Origin of the sequence: Klebsiella sp. RC2, assembly GCF_014192815.1 — a bacterium.
Classification (GTDB): domain Bacteria; phylum Pseudomonadota; class Gammaproteobacteria; order Enterobacterales; family Enterobacteriaceae; genus Klebsiella; species Klebsiella variicola.
In genome coordinates this window covers 42,625-63,015 of the sequence record NZ_JACHYL010000007.1, presented here as the reverse complement: position 1 = coordinate 63,015, position 20,391 = coordinate 42,625, and the positions used below count along the sequence as shown (strand labels likewise).

Below are 20,391 nucleotides of genomic sequence, written 5' to 3'. Positions count from 1 at the left end.
TTAGCGCTCTTCCGTTGGGCAACTGATGTTTTCGTCGTACAGCCAGGGGCCGGCGTAGTGGGCCAGCGAGTGCTGGTAGCTCACCCACTGCTCACCGACCTGACGGTGCATCAGACACGAGGCCGGGGAGAGGTCGTAATAGGGCCGGGTGTCTTCGTGGCAGTACGGCACCTGATGGACGGTGCCGGGAATGGTGGAGATCAGCGCCTGGCGATACTGGGTCATGGTCAGGCTGTGGTTATGGCCGCAGAAGATGCGCGTCAGCGACGGGAAACGCTCCACCAGTGCCAGCAGACGGTGGCCGTTTTCGCAGGCGATCGGGTCCATCTGCGCATTGCCCAGCGGCAGCGGCGGGTGGTGCATAAACACCGTTGCCGGTTTGTCGCCGCCCTCGAACAGCTGCGCTTCCAGCCAGCCGATGGTCTCGTCGGTCAGCCAGCCTTTTGACGTGCCGGCATGACTGGAGTCGATAAACAGCAGGCGGGTGGCGAAGTCATCCACCGCATAGCGCATATTTTGCGGATCGTTGCCCAGCTGCGGGCACAGCGGGTGAAGATGCTCCAGAAAATGGGCTTTGTCGTCGTGGTTGCCGGGGATCAGATACAGCGGATAGTTCAGGCTGCCGAGGATCTGGCGGGCCACCTGATACTCCTCCGGGCGGCCGCAGTTGACGATATCCCCGCTCACCACCACCGCGTCCGGGCGTTCGCGCAGCGCGTTAAGCTGGGAGACCACGTCGGCATTGGCGGCATTGACGTCGATAAAGCCGTACAGCTTCTCGCCGCGGCTGCGGAAATGGGTATCGGAAATGTGCGCTAACAGCATGAATCACTCCTTATTTGATCCCGGAGAAGCCGAAGCTCCGCAGGAACTGTTTCTGAAAAAGGATGAACGCCAGCATCAGCGGCAGGCAGACCATCAGCGTCCCGGCGCCGATGGTGCCCCACTGGCCGCCGGATTCGGCGCCCATGGCGAAGGAGACCAGCCCGACGGTCAGCACCTGCTTATCGGGATCGTTGAGCATCATCAGCGGCCACAGGTACTCGTTCCAGTGGTAGGTAATGCTGACGGTGGCGAAGGCCAGCACCGACGGCCAGGACATCGGCAGCAGCACGCGGAACAGCACCTGCCACCAGCGGCAGCCCTCCATCAGCGCCGCCTCCTCCAGCTCTTTCGGGATGGCGAGGAACGCCTGACGCATCAGGAACACGCCGAACGCCGAGGTGAAGTAGGGCATCATCACCCCGGTGAGGGTGTTGAGCAGGCCGAAGGTTTTCAGGGTCAGCATGTTCGGTACCATCATCACCACCGGCATGATCATCAGCTGCACCAGGAACAGGAGAAACAGCGTCTGCTTGCCGCGAAATTCGTGACAGGCGAAGACGTACCCGGCGGTGGTGATGGTCAACAGCTGCACGAAGAAGGTGCCGAAGGTGAAGATAATGGTGTTGGCATACAGGCTCAGCCAGTCGGCGCTGTTCCAGGCGTCGCGGAAGTTATCGAGGGTCAGCGGCAGGCGGGGCAGCAGCGACGCCATATCGTCGCCGAAGGTGGTGGCGCTGAACGAGGTCGCCAGCATCCAGATAAACGGGCTGACCCACAGCAGCGCCAGGCAGCACATTAATACTGTGAGCGTAAAGGGCGACGAGCGGCGCAGGCGCAGCCACAGCGGACGCGTAGCGGTGGGCGAGCGGACCAGCAGCGGCGAGATATCAGCGCTCATAGTGGGCTCCTTTCTCCAGCAGTTTCAGGTTAATCAGCGAGAAGGCGAACAGCCCGGCCAGGGTCAGGAAGGTGGCGGCGGAGGCTTTACCAAGGTCGTGGGTATCCCAGGCGAGATTCTGAATGTAATAGAGCAGCACGGTGGTGGCGTTGTCGGGCCCGCCGCGGGTCATCACCGCCACGTGGTCAATCTGGGTGATGGAGTAGATCAGCGCGGTGGTGATCACAAAGCTCAGCGTCGGGCGCAGCAGCGGTAACGTGACCTTAAAAAAGACCTGCGTGCGGGTAGCCCCCTCCATCAGCGCCGCTTCCCGTGTCGAGGCCGGAATGCTCTGCAGCCCGGCGAGGAAAAACAGCATGTAGTAGCCGGCGAACTTCCACACGCCGATCAGCGCCAGGGCCAGCAGCGCGCTGTTGCTGCGCCCCAGCCAGTTGTTGTTCATCGGCCCGAACAGCTTCGCCAGATAGTGGTCGAGCAGGCCGAGGCCGGGCATAAAGATAAACAGCCACAGCGCGGCGGCGCTGACCATCGGGATAATCATCGGGAAGAAAAAGGCGGTGCGCAGCCAGCGGTTGACGCGATGGTTCTCGCTCAGGGCGACTGCCAGCAGCAGGGCGAGGGTCACCCCGGGCACCACCGTCAGCAGGATATAGAGCAGGTTATTGCCAAGCGACTGCCAGAAGACGTTATCGGCAAACAGGCGGGCGAAGTTATCCAGCCCGACGTACTGCGCGCCGTCGTTGGCCATGCGGGTATCAAACAGGCTGTCATACACCGAACGCCCCAGCGGGAACCAGGTAAACAGCAGTAAAAACAGCAGGGAAGGCGACAGGATCAGCCAGGGAAGCCAGGTCTTTCTCATGGTGACGCGCATCTCGTTCAGCCATTTATCGAAGCCCGGATTGTGGGAAGCAATGACTACAGAGGCATGGCGGGGAGATGACGGTTTGATGAAGCGACGGGGAAAACGCCGGGCGAGCGGGCCGCCCGGCGGGAGAGAACCATCAGAAGTCGGCTTTCAGCACCGCGCGGTAGCGGGCTTTGCCTTCGCGAACGTGCTTCAGCGCTTCGTTAATCTGCGACATCGGGAACAGCTCGGTGGTCGGGGCCACTTTGCTGCGCCCGGCAAACTTCATCAGCCTGCGCAGTTCGGACGGGTTACCGGTCGCCGAGCCGGAGATACTGCGGTCGCCGCCGATAAGGGTAAAGGCCGGCACCGGGAACGGCTTCATCACCGCGCCGACGGTATGGAAGTTGCCGCCGTAAGCCAGGGCTTCGAAGTACGGCTGCCAGTCGAGATCCACCGCCACGGTGTTGATGATCAGGTCAAACTGACCGGCCAGCGCTTTTAAGGCTTCCGGATCGCGGCTGTTGACCACGCGATCGGCGCCCATCGCCAGCACTTCCTGCTCTTTCGCAGGGTTGGAGCTGAAGGCGGTCACTTCCGCGCCCATCGCCCGCAGCAGCTTAATGGCGATATGGCCGAGGCCGCCGATGCCGATCACCCCGACGCGGCTGGTGGCGGTGACGTGGTGGGTCAGCAGCGGTTTAAAGACGGTGATGCCGCCGCACAGCATCGGGCCGGCGGACGCCAGATCGATGCTCTCCGGCAGGGGGATCACCCACTGCCAGTCAGCGCGCAACTTATTGGCGAAGCCGCCGCGGTTAAGAATGGTCGGCACCGAGCCTTCCAGGCAGTTGATCTGATTGCCGCTGATGCAGGCGTCGCAATGGCCGCAGCTGCGCGCCGTCCAGCCGATGCCGACCTTCTGGCCAATCTTCAGCCCTTTATCCTGCGCCGCGCTGCCCAGCGCCGCCACCCGGCCAATCACCTCGTGACCGGCCACCAGCGGGTAGCTCGACATCCCCCATTCGTTGTCGATCATCGACAGGTCCGAATGGCAGATCCCGCAGTATTCCACTTCAACTTCGACATCTTCCGGCTGCAGCTCGCCGGCATCGTATTCCCACAGCGACAGATCGGCGCCCGCTTCTTTGGCGGCGTAGCTTTTAATGATGCTCATGTTCATTTCCTTGGGGTTGGCGTGATAACCCAGAAAGTGTAGAGCATGGTATTCCCCGGCGCTTGGCAATCGGAGGGGTCGCGCAGCGGGCGGACCAGCCGCCCGTTAAGGTCAGCGGCTGGCCAGCGGCCACTGATTAAGCTGGATGCCGCGCTGCGGGGCGTTCTCGGCAAAATCATCCAGCACCGCCTGCACGTCCGGGTCGAGATAGCCGACGCTGTCGTGCTCGACGATCACCACGCTCTTTTCCGGAATTTTCGCCAGCAGGGCCAGCAGATGCGGATTGTGCATAAAGGTCAGATTCTGCTGGATGCGCAGCACGTAGTGGTCATCGTAGCGCGCCAGCTGCAGCGAGTGGCGATGGCTGCGCCAGAGGCTGAACGCCATCTGGGTGGCAAGACCAATCCCGATCCCCGCCAGCATGCCGAAGGCGATAATCCCGCCGATGGTGGCGAGGAACGGGACGTACTGCGCCGCCCCCTGGCGGAACTGCTCGATGAACAGCCGCGGGGTCGCCAGCTTATAGCCGGTATACAGCAGCACGGCGGCGAGGCTGGCGAGCGGGATTAAGGTTAGCAGGCCGCTAAACCACAGGCCGCAGATCAACAGCAGGACGCCGTGGATAAAGATCGACAGTTTGCTCTGCGCGCCGTTGCTGACGTTCACCGAGCTGCGGACGATCACCGCGGTGATCGGCATCGCCCCCAGCACGCCGGAGAGCAGATTGCCGACGCCCTGGGCGACCATTTCGCGGTTCGGCGAAGGCGGCGGGTTTTGCGGGCGCAGTTTTTTCAGCGCCTCCTGGCTGAGCAAGGTTTCGAGGCTGGCGACCAACGCCAGGGTTACCGCCACCACCCACACCGACGGATTGCGCCACGCGCTCCACGCCGGAGATTCCAGCTCGCCCAGCAGGTCGCCGAGGCTGCCGAACGCCGGCAGGGTAATACGCGGCAGAGCGGCCAGCTGCTGCGGCGCAAAATGGGTCAGCAGCAGGGTGGTCACGCAGCCGAGCAGGACGGCGATCAGCGGCCCGGGGATCCAGCGCAGGCTCTTCACCCGGCGGATAAGCGGCGAGCCCCACAGCCAGAGCACGAGCAGGCCGCCCGCGGCGACGGTAATCGCAGTGACGGAGAAAGCGGCATTGCCCTGCACCACTTCGGCAAGCCCGGTCTCTTCCGCCGTGCCGAGCGCGACGGGGATCTGCTGCATAATCAGCAGGATGCCGATCGCCGCCAGCATGCCTTTGATGACGCTGGCGGGAACGAGGGAGATAAAGCGCCCGGCCCGCAGAATGCCGAACAGCAACTGCAGCACGCCGGCCAGCACCAGCGCCATCAGGAAGACGGAGAAGGAACCCAGGGATTCAATGGCGGCGACGACGATGGTGACCAGTCCGGCGGCGGGGCCGCTGACGGCGAAGCGGGAAGGGCTGAGGGCGGTGACGACCAGGCCGCCGATGATGCCGGTCAGCAGGCCGACGAAAGGCGGTAAGCCGCTGGCCTGGGCGATGCCGAGGCACAGCGGCAGGGCGACAAGGAAGACGACGATGCCGGCGAGAGAGTCCTGACGAAACGTATTCATGGGGCGTGCTCCTGCGGTGAGAGGTGTTCAACGAGGGTGGTTAAATGGCCTGAAGCCAGATCGTAGACGCAGCCGTGCAGGCTGAGCGGCCGCCCGCTGGCGAGCACCGTCTGCACCGGCTCACTCTCCAGCAGACGGGTGAACTGGGCGCGAACGTTGGCTTCCACCAGGGCGTCCAGCGCATGGCGAGAACGCTCCGCGTCGGCGCTGGCGCTGGTGCTGGCGCCGGGGGAGGCCGCCACACCACACCCATCGGCAATCTGCGCAATTTCGTGATGCAGGGTGTGGCGCAGCTGGCCGATGCGGCGAGCCAGCGCCGAGGACTCCTGCGCCAGCGGCAGGGTGGGCAGGGAGAGCGCCGCCTGCACGCCGCCGCAGCCGTAGTGGCCGCAGAGCACCACCCGCTCCACCTCAAGGTAGTGGAGGGCATACTGCAGGACGCTCATGACGTTGTCGTCGGCGGGGTCGAGCATGTTGGCGATATTGCGGTGGACAAAGAGCTCGCCGGGCTGGCTGCCGGTGAGCACCTCGGCGGGCACGCGGCTGTCGGAGCAGCCGATCCACAGCGAGTGGGGCCGCTGCCCGTCGATCCATTTTTCGAAATAGTCCGGATCATGCTGACATTTCTGCAGCGCCCAGCTGCGGTTGCGGGCCAGCAAAGGTTTTAACGTCGTCACAAGTATTCTCCTGAGTTAATTCATCGAGTGAATATGTCCATCAAGACTCGTACAGCGACTAGTAAAAATAGTGTTTACCGGAACCCTTCACGCCTGAGGAAAATCCTGGAATAAACGGCAAAAAGAAAACTTTTCATTAATGTAAAGTTATAAAAATATTGATGAAATTAATATTTGGCTGCGGAGCGGATGAATAACAAAAAGGCATTGGCTAAAACTTTCTGGAATATATGGGAATGGTGGTGGATGGGGTTGGGGGGAATATTTGAGGAGTGGATATTGGGGATTTGTTTGAGGAGAGATGGATTGTGAAGGGGATGCAGGTGAGAGTGAGGTGAGAAAAATTTGAGATAAGTTTGAGTGGGGATTGGGTGTTATTGAGCGGGAAGGGGTATAGCTGGCAGATGGGGTTGGGTTTGCGGGAGGGGACGATGAGGGTTGCTAGTGGCATTGGCGCCCTGGAATAGCGGCAAAAGGTGACGCCGCGCAGGATAGTGCTGTTTTTTTCAACACTTAGCGTAATGACGACACGCTGTCGCTTGCATGACCGCCGCCGACAGGTATAATCCAGAACGTTTCCGCATCCCCTTCAGTGCCGAAGTGGCGAAATCGGTAGACGCAGTTGATTCAAAATCAACCGTAGAAATACGTGCCGGTTCGAGTCCGGCCTTCGGCACCAAAAGCATGTAAATGGACCTCAACTGAGGTCTTTTTTTATGTCTAAAATCCAGTATTTATCTACCTTTCCCGCTATATTAACTCTCTCAAGGTCAACCGACATCAACGTACATCTACCAACAGATGTTGGTATAGATGATGGTATTTCCGGTTCGATAATGCTTGTACCAACAGGGAGGGGATAAGCATGGCTCTAACAGATATCAAAGTCAGAACAGCCAAGCCAACGGATAAGCAATATAAGCTGACCGATGGCAGCGGTATGCACCTTCTTGTCCATCCAAATGGTTCTAAGTACTGGCGTTTGCAGTACCGTTATGACGGCAAGCAAAAGATGTTGGCACTTGGGGTTTACCCTGAAATCACACTGGCGGATGCCAGAGCACGTCGTGACGAAGCGCGTAAGCTACTAGCGAATGGCGTTGATCCGGGAGACAAAAAGAAAAATGATAAGGTTGAACAGAGTAAAGCACGAACCTTTAAAGAGGTAGCGATCGAGTGGCATGGCACCAATAAAAAGTGGTCTGAAGATCACGCCCATCGCGTGCTAAAAAGCCTGGAAGATAATCTTTTTGCAGCGCTTGGTGAGCGTAATATCGCTGAGTTAAAAACTCGTGATTTATTAGCGCCCATTAAAGCCGTAGAGATGTCTGGACGTCTTGAGGTTGCTGCTCGTCTTCAACAGCGCACTACGGCCATCATGCGGTATGCGGTGCAAAGTGGGTTAATTGATTATAACCCGGCACAAGAGATGGCTGGGGCGGTTGCTTCCGGTAATCGACAACATCGTCCGGCGCTGGAATTAAAGCGCATCTCTGAGTTGCTTGAGAAAATAGACAACTATACCGGCAGGCCGCTAACCCGCTGGGCAACAGAACTTACCCTGCTTATCTTTATTCGCTCCAGTGAGCTGCGTTTTGCTCGCTGGTCAGAAATCGATTTTGAAACGTCAATGTGGACCATCCCACCTGAGCGAGAGCCCATTCCTGATGTGAAACATTCTCAGCGAGGTTCAAAGATGCGTACACCGCATTTGGTGTCGCTTTCAAAGCAGGCGCTGGCGATCCTGAAGCAGATAAAACAGTTCTGTGGCGAACATGAGTTGATCTTTATTGGCGATCATGATCCGCGTAAGCCAATGAGTGAGAACACCGTAAACAGTGCGCTCCGGGTGATGGGCTATGACACTAAAGTTGAGGTTTGCGGTCACGGCTTTCGCACAATGGCCTGTAGTTCGTTAATTGAGTCAGGACTATGGTCGAAGGATGCGGTGGAAAGGCAGATGAGCCATATGGAACGCAATTCGGTGAGGGCGGCGTATATCCATAAAGCGGAACACCTGGATGAGCGCAAGCTGATGTTGCAGTGGTGGGCTGATTTTCTGGATGCAAATCGGGAGAAAGGGATTACACCGTTTGATTATGCGAAGATCAATCGGGGTAATGGTGAGTGAAATGTTTATTAGTGTTGTACCTTTGAGTCTAAACTAAACGCGGCTGACTAAATCAAGTGATGCGTTGGTAGGCAGTGATAAATAGCAGAGTTATCGCCGGGGCAATTCATTCCATTGAGTCTCATCGGAAAAAACAATTCAGCACAAATCAATATATAGCCATCTGGAAGTATGGGTGGTTATATGTTTCGTGTTTCATTTTAAAAAGTTCTGAATTGCTAGCATAAGACTGCCTTAGCGGTCATCTTTAGATGGTGGCAACTATACAGAGTTACTGACAGGCACGACTGTTTCACCATCAATAAAATAGTTAGATCAATCATTGTATTGGGTCTGTAGTATCTTATTTAGCAACTTACATTCTCTAGGCTGCGGTATCATTCTCCCAAAGGCAATAAAGAACAAGAACATAATTACAGCAACTGAATATAATATTAGATGCCCCCAGATAGGAATTTGGTCATGCCTGTAAGTGGATAATATCAAAGATAAAATTGCAAGAGAGATGAATTGCAACGAAAACAAAGCATACATACTGTTCTCGAACCAGAAAGAAAATCCTTTCTTGAATATAAGAGAACCATTTTTAACCAATAAAAACGATCTAAATTTTTTAAAGAATCCTGTGGGTACTAACTCTCTATTTTCTACCAGTAGGCGTAGAATTATTTTCTGAGTAGCGACATCAGAAATTCCAGTTATACGATAGCTGACTATTCTCTGAATATCCTCCGTTATGCAGGTGCTAACTTTATTTGATAGTTTATGGTTATCAAGAAGATGTTGCAACTCGTTTAATCTAGAGTTCTTGACTTCATTAATAAATTCTATTATTCCCCGTATTTTCCAGATGATAAGAGCCAATGGCCCTGCAATGAAAATAAAGAGAAGAACCTGTTTTATCTGCAATGATCCGCTTGATACAGCAGCAGTGATCCATCCATTTATTATATCTAATATTTTATCCATAGCCTAAAACCCAAAAATGATATTGTCTGTTATGGGGGAAGTTATCGTTACACCGTCTAATGATTCGAGATAACTTCAGCCTGTTTTACAATCAACTCTACCGTACCCGATGTTTTATCCGGCGGATACTTATACTTGCTCAGTGTCTGGCGCACCAAGATACGCAACCGTGCGCGGATAGCAGATCATTTTCAGGCCGAGCGAAGCAAATTCTCAACCCACAAAACATCTCGGTGACCGGCCACAATTCTTCGAGCAAAGGCCGACAACTCCGCACTCTCAGAAATATAATCCGCAAGAGCACGCACATGTTCTGAAAACGAATTATCGATATCCACATTTCCAGATTCTGTTAGTGGAAATAACCTATCGGCGGCATCAATCTTTCGTGTTATTGAAACAGCGAGCGTCTTGCGTTTGTCAACAAGGTCAGAGTGATCCAAGTGGTAAAGCCTGATTGATTCAGCTGCTCGCCTATTGCGACCGACGTGTTTCTCCTTCGAATATGTCGGTATAGGCATTCCAGTTTCGTCAAAATCTATAAGGCCGGGCTCGTCTGGCTTGCACGGGTCCAAAAGGATTGGGCTCTCATTTGCCTCATCTGCACAGCAAGTTGCCCGCTTCTTCTCATCATGGAGGGGAAAATTTTCTCCTTTCCCCCCTGTCTTCTCGCTTTCTTTATCCGACCGCACACTGTTGCAGAATGTACATGCAAATCTATAATTGGAAGGGCTAAAAGCCGACCACGGATATTTGCTCTTTGGACGGAAGTGATCTACTGCTCCATCAGACCGTTCCTGCACAATCTCGCAATAATAACACTTGTCATGCGATAGCTTCATTAATGGTCGCTTTAGGTCGCGCCATACATCCGAATGATCTTTAATTTTTCCAGGCTCATCTGCGATAGCGGCGTCTGCACGCACCTGCCAGCTATCTGGTAATTCCAACTGGTCCAGATTAATATACCGCACGTATCAATCCCCCTTCTTATTCAAGGCATTCTGAATTAGACGGCGAGCTTTCTCAGCCTCGTCAGGTAGCTCTTTCCTTTCACTTATTGGCATCGCCTCCTGATCCAGCCTTCGCAATGCCTCTTTAAGTTCGGGATCGCGCACCTCATAGCGGAACCCATAAGTTTGGAGCTCTTCGTTGATTTCCTTCAGCGTTTTCCTGTCATCTTCACTTAGCACATCCTGTCCGCTGAGATGGCGCTTCCTCGCAAGCAGATCTTGGGTATGGGTGTCTAGGGCCGCACTTAGTCCAAACATTTCACTGGTCATCACACCCGCATAGCCCATTCCACGCGGGTGCGTGTCCGGCTCCGCAGCCGAGATCGCCTGCGTATCCTTATCGCGCGTAAGAATCTGAACTTGCTCTTTCTCAAGTTCAGCTACGGCAACTGGATTGTGCGTTGCCAGAAGAACGTGACTACTCTGCTTTTCTGTCCCATTCACATTCAGAAAATTGCGGATATGTTGAAGATACTCTACGCTCCATCTTGGGTTAAGGTGCGTATCGGGCTCGTCGAGCAGAAACAGGCTTTCCTCTTCCGCTGTGAAGCGAAGCAAGCCTAGTACAGTTAGAAGTTGTTGTTCGCCTTCGCTCAGTTCACGGAATGTAACAGACCCATCATTTTTCCGCAGCTTGACCCTGATTCGTACCTCGTCGATTAACTCAGAAACATAGGTACTTTCCAAATCTTGAAAGAACTGGGCGGTGCTCTTTCCCGCTGCCAGCTTGCGCAGTGCGTCAAGGTCTTTCACGAAAAGATATAAGAATTCCAGTGTTCGCGAGTTCCATAGACTGACCTTTTCTTTGCGAGTGATCCGCAATGGCGCAAGAGATATATCGTAAAGTGTCGCCAAGAAATCGGATACGACGCCACGAGCGTTCCAGAAGCGGGGATCACCTTCCTTGGATGTCCATGAGGGCTGCCTAAGGACAAAGAGGACGGATTCAATCCCACCCTCTTCAAGGCCAAGTTGTTCCTGCAAGAACTTGTCTGTCAACTCGGCGTTGTTCACTATGAAAGACAGCAAAACAAAATTGCTGTGAACCGGAAGCGCGTAGAACAGACGCTTCAAGCCAGGATTTTTTCCAGCTCGAAGGTCTTTGTCGTACCGCTCTAGATATTTAAGAAAAACCTCTTCCATCCTCTCGCTTTGGCCTGAATAATAGCCAAATACAAACTTCGGCAGATAGCCGTCATCTGGATCTCGCAACTTGGAAAGAGCCATTGCTTCGCCAGAGGTTTCCTCAAAGGTGATGGCAGCAGAAGGAGGTTCAGCATAGGGATCATATGGTGCGAGCTTAATGCGATATGGTTCTTTGCCCGCTGGATCGGCATCAATGCGAACCCATTTGTCCTTGATTTGATAGCAAACTCGATAGGCGAAGGATGGTTTGTTTTTGTTTCCGTTCGCTTGCTCACCCATGATCAGGTCACGAAAGAGAACTGTTATAGCTTCCAGAACGTTCGATTTGCCAGTCCCATTTCTACCAATTAACACGGTAATGAGATGTTCCTGAGCGAAATCAATCGTCAGGTCTTTCAGATTTTTGTATTCACCTATCCACAGCCAATCGATGCGCATGATCACACCCCACTTATTGGCATCAGGCGCAACCAGTCTTCATCTCCCCGGCGCTCGACCTCAATGAGACCACCTTGAAGGTGCGCCCGTAGTTCGTTGTAGAACTCCTCAACCGCATCAGAGGTCGCGCCGTTTCCAATTCCAAGTGCTTGTGCCGCCTTGCTGGCGGAAACCCAATTTTCACTGGATTTTAGAACTTCGATCAAATTTGTCATCCTAACCCCACTCTTCGTTGGCTTTTGGGGACGCGCCGCCGTCTCGCGCCCTGATTTTGTTTTTTGCTGTAACGTATCTCTTTCAGCCTTAACCTTTTCGAGCAGGATGGATGCGGGTTCATCATGCGGATTTTGCGGTACAAGCTCTCCTTGGAAGGCTACCTGAAGAAGAGACGGATCAAGTGCGGAGAGCAGATCTGATGCCGCAGCGTGCTCGTTGGATACTCGGTTCAGCCAAACGAAGTCAGTTTCGATACGTCGGACGATTTCGCTTTGTTCGTCGAGTTCTGGGCACGGAAATTCAAGACTAGACAGTTCACCGCTGTTGATATTATGAATCCCATTGGAGGAGCGAATAATTGCCTTTATTGTATTCCTAATCTGCGGACTTCCGAGAATATACTTTAGATATTCTGGCTTAATCTTATTTATATTTGGTCGTAGACGAATCAAATAACCGGCATAAGCCAGACCTGCTTCTGCCTCTGTGACCATTGCAACCCGTCCTACAAGGTCCGGGCTTCCATTTGAACGCACAACAAGAATATCGCCTAATTGTAATGCGAGCTTCCTCAGTTCTTGATCGTCAAAATTTGTGTATTTGAGATCAACCAGATTTATGTGCCCGTCTGACACATTAGGAATCCTAAGAACTGCGGTTCCGCGCTTTTCAGGATAGCTTTTCTTTGCTGTGCCATACCGAATGTCGGACACAACATCGCCAAGACGAACTGTTCTGGACATTGATACGCCGTTACAACTCCTCCACCCCGCGGTCAAATCACCGCTGAACGCTTTGCGCAGGATGGCCTGCTTATATTTCTCAATCAGCGGCGAAATATGATTAATCGCAGTGCGGGCGTTGGCTGTACGGGAGGTCAGATTGTCAAGTTTGGCAACGATCCGTTTTTGTTCAGTAAGGGGCGGCAGCGGAAGAAGATGTTCTTTCAAATACGCTGCAGGCACACGCTGTTGGCCAACCGCACCTGTCATTACTTTTCGAGCGTCGTCACGAAATGATTTTTGTCGGATGAAATACCAGATATACTCTGGAATAACTCCACCATAGCTGCGCAATACGTGGAACTCGGTTGAACCGAAACCAATGCCGTTTACAAGCCCTGTGGCGATAGCAGATTTTCCATTTTCCATCGATGGCGTAATCTTCGCGAAGATGACATCCCCTTCAGAAAATTGCGTAAACCCTTTGGTGACGTCACGTAGCGGGCGCGAAACATCATCAACAATGGCTCCCGAAATTTCGCTGACAGCTGCCATAGGAACGAAGGTCACCATGTCATCAGGTTCCAAGTCAAAAGACCTGCGCGGATTCACCTCCACAACATCTTTGAATGCAACTTGTGCCCACCCCTTTGGCAAATCACCCATGCCCACCTCCCATCTCGTGGCACAGGCTTTTTACCAGCTGTAGCTGCGCTGTTTTGATCCCTTCGCTCTCGGATCTGTCTGTTTCAATCGCCAAAACCAACTGTATTATTCGCGTAAATTCCTCCCTTATCGTCATTCGTTAACCTCAGAAGGCTCAATAAGCTCTCCGACGACGGCTTCAATTTCATTCATTGCCAATTGAAGATGAGAGAGGATCAGAGCAGCAATCTCTTCTGGAGTTTCCGCTGCATCCTCAACGTCGCCGCTTTCATCGCGCAGCCAAGAAATAGCCAGATCATCTTCCCGGGCAGCAACCTCTTGCCGCGAAAAGCAACGGAACCGACCCGTTTCGCCTTGATCCTCGCGTGTTGATTTGCCGTGCGGGTCATTTCCGAAACAACTCTCAAATTCGGCGAAGTGTTCGTCGAACAACGGTGTGGTCTTTCCGAATACTGGCATGTTTGTGCGCAAATCATAAAACCAGATAGATCTCGTGTTATCTTTTTTCTTATTACCACGACTAAAAAAAAGAACATTTGTCTTAACGCCAGCGCTTGTGAAAATTCCTGTTGGGAGCCTAAGAACTGTGTGCAGATCGCATTTGTCCATTAGTTCGCGTCGAACTAATCTACCAACACCATCATCGAACAGCACATTGTCCGGCAGAACGACCGCAGCCCGCCCGCCCGGCTTTAGGCCAAGATATATGTGCTGAAGGAAGGCCAATTGCTTGTTTGCGTTATGGTAAGGGAGATCAGCGCGGAGCGATCTTTTGCTACCGGCCTTGCTCCCAAATGGTGGGTTGGCAAGAATAAGATCGGCGGGCTGTAGCCCATTTGCATCATCCGTCAGTGCATCGCCGTATATAATCTCGGCATCGAGGCCATTAAGAAACGTATTCATCAAACATATTCGACGCGTATTTTTTTCAATTTCAACGCCTTGATATTTTGGGGGCGTTTTCGCGTATGCCTGTTCTGTATTTTCGGAATGAATAAACTGGTCCGCTGCAATTAGAAATCCGCCACTTCCAACCGCAGGGTCCTGAATTATCTCACCCAATTTTGGTTTCATAGCTCGCACTATGGAATTAACCAGTGCTCTTGGAGTAAAATATTGACCTGCACCAGAACGCACATCCTGCGAGCTCTTTTCGATCAGCCCCTCGTAGATGTGTCCAAATCTATCACCTGACAGATCATTCCAATCAATTTTGGCGATGCCATTTACTACGGCGTGAAGGTTCTCATCGTGCGAAAACACTGTAGTGGGAAAGGCGTATATTGCCTGGATCGTTTCACTTTCTGCGCTAGTGCCAAGGTGGGTCAGCATCTCCTGATAGAAGCCCAGCAAGCCATCTTTAGGATGACTTAGGAGGTCTTTCCAGCGGTTGCCAGATGGCAGAAGACGTTCAACACCATTCTCTTCTGCAATTTTGAGGAAAAGGAGATACGTTAATTCAGACACGTATTGGTGATAGCTGATCCCATCACCACGAAGGATGTGGCAAAGGTTCCAAATTTTCTGAACTATATTCTCATTTTTCATATGTTGCTTTTTTCACTCTAAACGCTTGAATGAATGCAAACGTAAGCTTGTCCGCCAAAAACGGCTTTCTCAACGGCATTCATCCTTGGCCTTCTGGAGCAACTAGCCTGCCGCTGGCATTCTCGGTCTGACCAGCATGCTTTGATTTCTTTGCCGCTATGTATTCTCGCATGAACTCCCGAATGACCTGCGCGGCGGGACGATCCTGCTCGCGGCATATCTTGAGAAATTCATCGCGAAGCTCCCGCTCGACACGGATTCGCATTCCGGCATCTTTTTCTTTCATGGCTCCAAGTGTAGCCTTTGGATACACATCAAGCCAAGTCGAAAGTCCGCAAGGAGTCGAAATTATCCGGAATTTCGCTAGCGGGCGTTTTGCGACATATGAACGTCTGAGCCGACGCAGTAGGTCTGGCAGCTTCGTTGATAGCCTCTCGCTGTTTAAGAAAGGACTTACCGTCGTCAGTAAGGATGTTTTATCGGTCAGATTGACTTTTAGAGAATATTCGGAAAGAACTGTGTCAAAGTTGTTTTTGTTCAGATTAACTTTTCCACTCTCTTACAGTGGTGCAGACTTCTGACCGTTACTGAAGTCTGTTACCAACGGTGCGAAAGTGGGTCTCCCGCAACTTGGGTGGAAGAAAATCAATGAAACTCACTAGTTAGCAACGATCTAAACTGTTTTAAGTCATGGATAACGACATGCCTTTACTTAAGACGCTTTTGCAATTGCCTTGCGGGTGGCAAACGACCCGGCAAACCATTGACCTTGGCGTAGTGACGATTCATTTATAGGCGACCCGTAAAACCGGGCACTGCCCTGCATGCATGAAGCGCAGCACTTCTGTACATCATCGACGACGCCGGATACAGCATCTGAGCAGTTTGTGGAATGGCACATGAAAGAGGTGTTTAGAGGTGAACATTGATCTGAGGTAGGGCAGTTATTTTGCATGTGGTATACAAACCATTCAGCCTTAATGACTAAATGGCTTGTCAGCGATAATCACGATGCTTCACGTTCTGCAAGTTCGGAGTTACTGGCATAAGGGACTTTTCCTGAAGGGACAACCTTTGCCGCTGCGATCAAATGCACATCCTGATCGTCAAAGAAAATGTGTGGCTTAAACGCCTTCAGGACTTTTGTTTTCTCTACACCGCCCAGAAAAAATGCTTCATCGACATATACCCCCCAGCTTCTCAGCGTTTTAATGACGCGCATTTCCGAAGGGCTGTTTCTGGCCGTCACCAATGCAATACGGACGGGGGAATACTCAACGCGGGTTGGCAGTCGTTCCTGAAGCTTAGCTATTTTTTTTAGCAGAGTGGCATATGGCCCTTCTTCCATAGGAATATCCTGCTGTGCATCCTCCAGAGCGTGAAAAGCGGCCATTCCTTGGGTTTTATAGACCAACTCGCTTTGATCGGAAAAAAGTACCGCGTCGCCGTCAAATGCAATGCGCACTTGCCCTTCCGGGATATCGGAGGCATCTGAAGGCGGATCCTTCAATATAGCTGCGGCGCAAAACCGGGAATCAATAACCTTTTGCGCATCTTCAACGTTGGTCGTTAAAAACAGATCCACATCAAAGGCATCAAGGTAATCGGCAACGGTTTCGCCTGCGGTAAAAGCTGAACGTGTAATATCGAGTTTGTCATGGCGAATGGTATTCAAAACGCGGATACCTGTATCAGGACTGTTACGCGACATTACGACGACCTCAACCAGCGGTGATTTATCATCCGGCTGGCGGTACTGGTTGAGGCCCAGAAGCGCTTTGACTAAAGGATAACCTGTTCCTGGTTGTAAAGGCTGATTTTCGTGCTCAAGCATGTAGGCTCGATACTTTTCAATGGCGTTATCAGGATCGGTTGCGTAGGTTTCGCGAAACATACGATCGGATTCGCTCATGTCGAAAAGCGCAGTTGCGCTGATGCCAATAACTAAAGTGTTACTTAAATCTAAAGGCATGATTACTTTCCTGACGTGAAATCTCAAGGCTGTAGAACAAAACATCATAACGCAAAGAAAGTATTTCAGCCATTAGAAGAGTTCCACATCAATAAATTATAGCCACTGGGGTTATTTTTACTGATCAACAATATCAAGAATAGATTTACATTTTTCTTTTACATCTAACTTCATGCTTTGGAATTCTTTTTTACCACTTGCTAATTCACCTTCCAATTTATTAATATTACTTTCATGCTTGGAAATAATATTTTGAAGGCACAATATATTATCTAACAATAACGTTTCTTTATTTGCAATATCAAGAAGATATACTTCATCCGCTGCCACATAAGATATTTTAACGATGCTATAGCTTTCTTTTTTTATACCTATCGCGATTCTTCGCTCATCTGGAAATATCGTTAGAATAGCAAGATGGATTTCTTTTAATGATAAATATTTTCTGTACTCCTGACGCCTACGCTCGTAGTAAGAATCATTTCCATAGTACAAATAGCTAATAAAAATATCACCACTATAACTTTCTGATATATGTGGTTGGTAAGGATTTCCTGCATGAAGCTTAAATGAGTACACACTAATCTCATAGCCATCCTCGACTTTTTCGATTAAAGAATATTCATCAAAACATGTTTCTGTTTTATCTGATATATATGTACCCATTTGCCCCTCTATATATTTAATAAATTCTTGTAGTGAATGAGTTTAAACTATCACTCATTAAATGTGAAAAAACCGCCAGTCAAGGCATTGAAGAGTTTTTCGGTTTCAGCCGTTTTATCATATTGTTTTTTAACAATAGATGCATGGAAATCAACCAATCTGGCAAAAGCAAGTTGTTTATCCATTGGAGGTACAGGTATCCTGAGTACAGATAAGGTACCTTGGCTAATATTTTGAATATTCGCCCCTTGCCCCCCACTTAACATTTGCTGTTTCATTGAAGGTGTACGGAAGAGAAAGTTAAGATATTCTGGGGTGATTGCAGGTTTTTCTATCCTGTATCGAATACAAAATCCACTAAATGTGACTTTCTCTTTCCCCGGATAAATAGTAAGACATCTCCCGACTAAGGCTTTATTGCCATTAGACCGAACAAAGACAATATCACCATCTTTCAAAAGATACTCAGCGGAAGGAGGCGTGTTTAATTCAATTTCACCGATATTGTCCATACAGGTAATCGTTGCTAGTGATTTGAAATCACCGACTCCCAGACATTTAAGCATCGTTCCAGATTCACCCTTCGAGAAATTCATCCCATTTTTAAATGAACCATATTCTAATAAAGAGGTAACACCCCATTTCTTCGGGTTTTTAACGGGATCGCCAAATATATCCAAAAAGGTAGTACGTAAAAAATTATCCGCCAGCTTAATGGCTTGCTCGCACTTTTGGCGTATACCATCGGCTTTGTCGAGGATAGCAGCAATACGTTTTTGTTCTTCAATCGATGGAAGGGGAATACGAACCTCAGCAAGTTTCTTTTTGTTAAGAGTGGCCCCCATCACAGCATTATCTGTCATATCTGAAAACGCTAATGATTTCATGACATGGCTTAGATAGATAGTATCTAATTTATTTTTGTTTTTTATTGGAAGGGCCGCAATTGCTTCATTTGTATAAATATCCGTCTCAGATAAACAAACTTTCCCAATAGATAATTTAAAACTAAATAATACTGTATTTGCTGGAATTTTTTTTATTCCAGACTCCTGGATAGCGAGATCGGTAATCTGCTCTTTTGTATTCGAGATCCATTTACCTTGATTCATATCAGCTATAGATAACCATCTATGACCTTCCCCCCAATATCTGCTATTACTCCTGCTGGGGGTTTTTCCGATATTTATTTCACAAACATCGCTTAATTTTACCATCGGCCAGCTCACAGCATCCCCTCCAGCTCATCCAGATCCGCCAGAATCTCTTTTTCCAGACATTTCAACCGTTTCAGTATCACCTTCGGATCTTCGTACACCTCGGCCTGATACACCACCTCTTTATAGCGATTGATAGAGAGGTCATACTTCTGCGCCGCAATATCCGCTTTCGGCACCACAAACGCCGCCTGAGTGCGATCTTTAAAATCAACGCCAGCATCAATCCCTTTCGGGTGCTGCTGTTTTAGCAATGAGGCTAATTTCTCACCCATAAAGTTATCAACCGGTAGCCCGCGTAAAGTACGGTAATGCTTCCAGCTTGCAAGCAGATGCGGCAGATCGTTCTCTTTTATCGGGTTACGCTTGTCATCCAGGCTGTAGCCATCATTTTGCAGGTCATAGAACCAGACCTCGTCCGTCTGACCGCCTTTGGTAAAGATCAGGATCGCTGTTGCCACACCAGCGTAAGGCTTAAATACGCCGGAAGGCAGGTTGATCACCGCTTCCAGTTGGTTATCTTCAACCAGCGTTTTACGCAGCGACTGGTGCGCTTTACTGGAGCCAAACAGCACGCCCTGCGGTACGATAGTGGCGCTGCGTCCACCTACTTTCAGCATTTGCAGGATCCGCGCAAGGAACAGCAGTTCGGTTTTTTTGGTTTTCACCATTGCCGACAGCGTGGAGTCGATATCTTCCTCGTCCAGTGAGCCGGTAAACGGCGGGTTCGCCAGAATCAGGTTGAAAGCGTTTTTACTGGCCTGCGGGAAATTGGTGCTGAAGCTTTGGCTCATGGTGTCCTGATAATGAATATCCGGCTCTTCCACGCCGTGCATAATCAGGTTCATGGCGGCAATACGCAGCATGGTGGTATCAAAGTCGTAGCCGTGGAACATGTTGTTATCCACATGGTCACGCCACGGCGTCAGCAGATCACCAGTAAAGATTTTTTGCTCTTCCAGCTCACCGCGTTCGTTGGTGCCAATCTCGGTATGAATAGATTCCAGCGAGCTGTATTTTTCCAGCAGGTACTCATAGCTGGTTGCCAGAAAACCACCGGTGCCGCAGGCCGGATCGCAAATCGTCTCACCACGCGCCGGGTTAGGTTCCATCATCTCAACCATCGTGCGGATAATGTGGCGCGGTGTGCGAAACTGACCGTTGATCCCGGCGGTGGTCAGCTTACTTAACAGGTATTCATAAAGATCGCCTTTGGTGTCGCCACGATCCAGCGGCAGGTTTTTGATCACCTCCACGGCTTTGGTCAGCAGTGACGGTTTCACAATCTCCAGACGGGCATCTTTCATAAAGTTGCCCAGCAGCGTCACCTTCGACGCATCGGCCTGGCCGAGCTGACGAAAATGCTGGAATACGCCGTCGCGCACTACTTCCATCATTTCATCCGAACCGAGGTTACTGTAGTGACTGAAACGGAACTCCTGCTGTTCAGGCGCAAAACGCGGTTTAAAATCAACGCCCGCGATTTGCTTACGCTTCTCGTCGCGTTGTTCCTGGGTATCCAGCATCCGGGAGTACATCAGGTAGGTGATCTGTTCGATTACAGTTAGCGGGTTAGTGATGCCGCCCACCCAGAAATCTTCCCACAGGCCGTCGATTTTACTTTTTAAGTCACCGGTGATCATTGTTACGTATACCCTGTTATAAATACAAAAGCCCCGCTG

General features: G+C 51.0%; 17 protein-coding genes, 1 tRNA gene and 3 pseudogenes. 3 read left to right on the top strand and 18 right to left on the bottom strand.

From position 1 onward, the window contains the following. The 6 genes from FHW76_RS20400 to FHW76_RS20375 all read right to left on the bottom strand — a co-directional run bounded on the left by FHW76_RS20400 (position 1) and on the right by FHW76_RS20375 (position 6,005). The gene (locus tag FHW76_RS20400) at positions 1-825 is read right to left on the bottom strand and encodes a phosphodiesterase (protein ID WP_023296943.1); all 825 of its coding nucleotides are present in this window, start codon (positions 823-825) and stop codon (positions 1-3) included. Between the two features lie 10 nt (positions 826-835). Continuing rightward, complete coding sequence (locus tag FHW76_RS20395; RefSeq protein WP_063105901.1) at positions 836-1,723, bottom strand: carbohydrate ABC transporter permease; 888 nt, start codon at positions 1,721-1,723, stop codon at positions 836-838. Further along, positions 1,713-2,597, bottom strand: a complete 885-nt coding sequence (locus FHW76_RS20390; protein WP_183476941.1) for a carbohydrate ABC transporter permease — start codon at positions 2,595-2,597, stop codon at positions 1,713-1,715. Before FHW76_RS20390 ends, FHW76_RS20395 begins: the two co-directional genes overlap by 11 nt. A gap of 130 nt (positions 2,598-2,727) precedes the next feature. After that, positions 2,728-3,747: an NAD(P)-dependent alcohol dehydrogenase gene (locus FHW76_RS20385; protein WP_008807108.1), complete on the bottom strand. Its 1,020-nt coding sequence runs from the start codon at positions 3,745-3,747 to the stop codon at positions 2,728-2,730. Between the two features lie 111 nt (positions 3,748-3,858). After that, positions 3,859-5,328 carry a SulP family inorganic anion transporter gene (locus FHW76_RS20380; RefSeq protein ID WP_183476939.1) on the bottom strand — a complete coding sequence of 490 codons (1,470 nt, stop codon included), beginning with the start codon at positions 5,326-5,328 and terminating at the stop codon, positions 3,859-3,861. Then, positions 5,325-6,005: a carbonic anhydrase gene (locus FHW76_RS20375; RefSeq protein ID WP_183476937.1), complete on the bottom strand. Its 681-nt coding sequence runs from the start codon at positions 6,003-6,005 to the stop codon at positions 5,325-5,327. Before FHW76_RS20375 ends, FHW76_RS20380 begins: the two co-directional genes overlap by 4 nt. 594 nt (positions 6,006-6,599) lie before the next feature. Between FHW76_RS20375 and FHW76_RS20370 the strand changes: the two genes are divergently transcribed. Further along, positions 6,600-6,684, top strand: a tRNA-Leu gene (locus FHW76_RS20370). 186 nt (positions 6,685-6,870) lie between these two features. Continuing rightward, positions 6,871-8,136, top strand: coding sequence for an integrase arm-type DNA-binding domain-containing protein (locus FHW76_RS20365; protein WP_183476935.1), 1,266 nt, complete (start codon positions 6,871-6,873; stop codon positions 8,134-8,136). Positions 8,137-8,451: 315 nt separating this feature from the next. Here the strand turns inward: FHW76_RS20365 and FHW76_RS20360 are convergent, their stop codons facing one another. From FHW76_RS20360 to FHW76_RS26480, 8 genes and pseudogenes are all read right to left on the bottom strand, one after another. Continuing rightward, positions 8,452-9,105 carry a hypothetical protein gene (locus tag FHW76_RS20360; protein ID WP_048965074.1) on the bottom strand — a complete coding sequence of 218 codons (654 nt, stop codon included), beginning with the start codon at positions 9,103-9,105 and terminating at the stop codon, positions 8,452-8,454. A gap of 56 nt (positions 9,106-9,161) precedes the next feature. Further along, positions 9,162-9,287 (bottom strand): annotated as a pseudogene (locus FHW76_RS26700) (type I restriction enzyme endonuclease domain-containing protein); the annotation flags it as partial. Positions 9,288-9,296: 9 nt separating this feature from the next. Continuing rightward, positions 9,297-10,079 carry a hypothetical protein gene (locus FHW76_RS20350; RefSeq protein ID WP_014227698.1) on the bottom strand — a complete coding sequence of 261 codons (783 nt, stop codon included), beginning with the start codon at positions 10,077-10,079 and terminating at the stop codon, positions 9,297-9,299. Between the two features lie 3 nt (positions 10,080-10,082). Continuing rightward, entirely contained in the window at positions 10,083-11,702 is a 1,620-nt protein-coding gene (locus FHW76_RS20345; RefSeq protein ID WP_048965071.1) for an AAA family ATPase, read from the bottom strand. A gap of 2 nt (positions 11,703-11,704) precedes the next feature. Continuing rightward, on the bottom strand, positions 11,705-13,306 hold the full coding sequence (locus FHW76_RS20340) for a restriction endonuclease subunit S (protein WP_183476933.1): 1,602 nt from the start codon (positions 13,304-13,306) through the stop codon (positions 11,705-11,707). Positions 13,307-13,438: 132 nt separating this feature from the next. Next, the gene (locus FHW76_RS20335; RefSeq protein WP_048965069.1) at positions 13,439-14,854 is read right to left on the bottom strand and encodes an N-6 DNA methylase; all 1,416 of its coding nucleotides are present in this window, start codon (positions 14,852-14,854) and stop codon (positions 13,439-13,441) included. A gap of 79 nt (positions 14,855-14,933) precedes the next feature. Further along, positions 14,934-15,140 carry a hypothetical protein gene (locus FHW76_RS20330; protein ID WP_048965068.1) on the bottom strand — a complete coding sequence of 69 codons (207 nt, stop codon included), beginning with the start codon at positions 15,138-15,140 and terminating at the stop codon, positions 14,934-14,936. A gap of 180 nt (positions 15,141-15,320) precedes the next feature. Beyond that, positions 15,321-15,449: pseudogene (locus FHW76_RS26480) on the bottom strand (type VI secretion system contractile sheath small subunit); the annotation flags it as partial. A 95-nt stretch (positions 15,450-15,544) separates the two neighbouring features. Between FHW76_RS26480 and FHW76_RS26475 the strand changes: the two are divergent. Beyond that, positions 15,545-15,733: pseudogene (locus FHW76_RS26475) on the top strand (ISL3 family transposase); the annotation flags it as partial. Positions 15,734-15,860: 127 nt separating this feature from the next. Here FHW76_RS26475 and FHW76_RS20325 read toward each other — a convergent pair. The 4 genes from FHW76_RS20325 to FHW76_RS20310 all read right to left on the bottom strand — a co-directional run bounded on the left by FHW76_RS20325 (position 15,861) and on the right by FHW76_RS20310 (position 20,352). After that, positions 15,861-16,826, bottom strand: a complete 966-nt coding sequence (locus tag FHW76_RS20325) for a 5'-nucleotidase (RefSeq protein ID WP_183476931.1) — start codon at positions 16,824-16,826, stop codon at positions 15,861-15,863. 117 nt (positions 16,827-16,943) lie between these two features. Beyond that, entirely contained in the window at positions 16,944-17,492 is a 549-nt protein-coding gene (locus FHW76_RS20320) for a hypothetical protein (RefSeq protein ID WP_048965065.1), read from the bottom strand. Between the two features lie 50 nt (positions 17,493-17,542). Next, a complete protein-coding gene (locus FHW76_RS20315; RefSeq protein ID WP_075206966.1) occupies positions 17,543-18,721 on the bottom strand; it encodes a restriction endonuclease subunit S in 1,179 nt (392 codons plus the stop codon). Then, the gene (locus FHW76_RS20310; RefSeq protein ID WP_048965064.1) at positions 18,718-20,352 is read right to left on the bottom strand and encodes a class I SAM-dependent DNA methyltransferase; all 1,635 of its coding nucleotides are present in this window, start codon (positions 20,350-20,352) and stop codon (positions 18,718-18,720) included. Before FHW76_RS20310 ends, FHW76_RS20315 begins: the two co-directional genes overlap by 4 nt. Positions 20,353-20,391 lie beyond the last annotated feature (39 nt).

Bases quoted from the DNA above. Each gene is read 5' to 3' on its own strand.
- FHW76_RS20400 (WP_023296943.1), bottom strand. From the start codon at position 825: ATGCTGTTAGCGCACATTTCCGATACCCATTTCCGCAGCCGCGGCGAG.
- FHW76_RS20320 (WP_048965065.1), bottom strand. From the start codon at position 17,492: ATGGGTACATATATATCAGATAAAACAGAAACATGTTTTGATGAATAT.
- FHW76_RS20380 (WP_183476939.1), bottom strand. From the start codon at position 5,328: ATGAATACGTTTCGTCAGGACTCTCTCGCCGGCATCGTCGTCTTCCTT.
- FHW76_RS20385 (WP_008807108.1), bottom strand. From the start codon at position 3,747: ATGAGCATCATTAAAAGCTACGCCGCCAAAGAAGCGGGCGCCGATCTG.
- FHW76_RS20335 (WP_048965069.1), bottom strand. From the start codon at position 14,854: ATGAAAAATGAGAATATAGTTCAGAAAATTTGGAACCTTTGCCACATC.
- FHW76_RS20365 (WP_183476935.1), top strand. From the start codon at position 6,871: ATGGCTCTAACAGATATCAAAGTCAGAACAGCCAAGCCAACGGATAAG.
- FHW76_RS20395 (WP_063105901.1), bottom strand. From the start codon at position 1,723: ATGAGCGCTGATATCTCGCCGCTGCTGGTCCGCTCGCCCACCGCTACG.
- FHW76_RS20310 (WP_048965064.1), bottom strand. From the start codon at position 20,352: ATGATCACCGGTGACTTAAAAAGTAAAATCGACGGCCTGTGGGAAGAT.
- FHW76_RS20390 (WP_183476941.1), bottom strand. From the start codon at position 2,597: ATGCGCGTCACCATGAGAAAGACCTGGCTTCCCTGGCTGATCCTGTCG.
- FHW76_RS20330 (WP_048965068.1), bottom strand. From the start codon at position 15,140: ATGAAAGAAAAAGATGCCGGAATGCGAATCCGTGTCGAGCGGGAGCTT.
- FHW76_RS20340 (WP_183476933.1), bottom strand. From the start codon at position 13,306: ATGGGTGATTTGCCAAAGGGGTGGGCACAAGTTGCATTCAAAGATGTT.
- FHW76_RS20360 (WP_048965074.1), bottom strand. From the start codon at position 9,105: ATGGATAAAATATTAGATATAATAAATGGATGGATCACTGCTGCTGTA.
- FHW76_RS20325 (WP_183476931.1), bottom strand. From the start codon at position 16,826: ATGCCTTTAGATTTAAGTAACACTTTAGTTATTGGCATCAGCGCAACT.
- FHW76_RS20345 (WP_048965071.1), bottom strand. From the start codon at position 11,702: ATGCGCATCGATTGGCTGTGGATAGGTGAATACAAAAATCTGAAAGAC.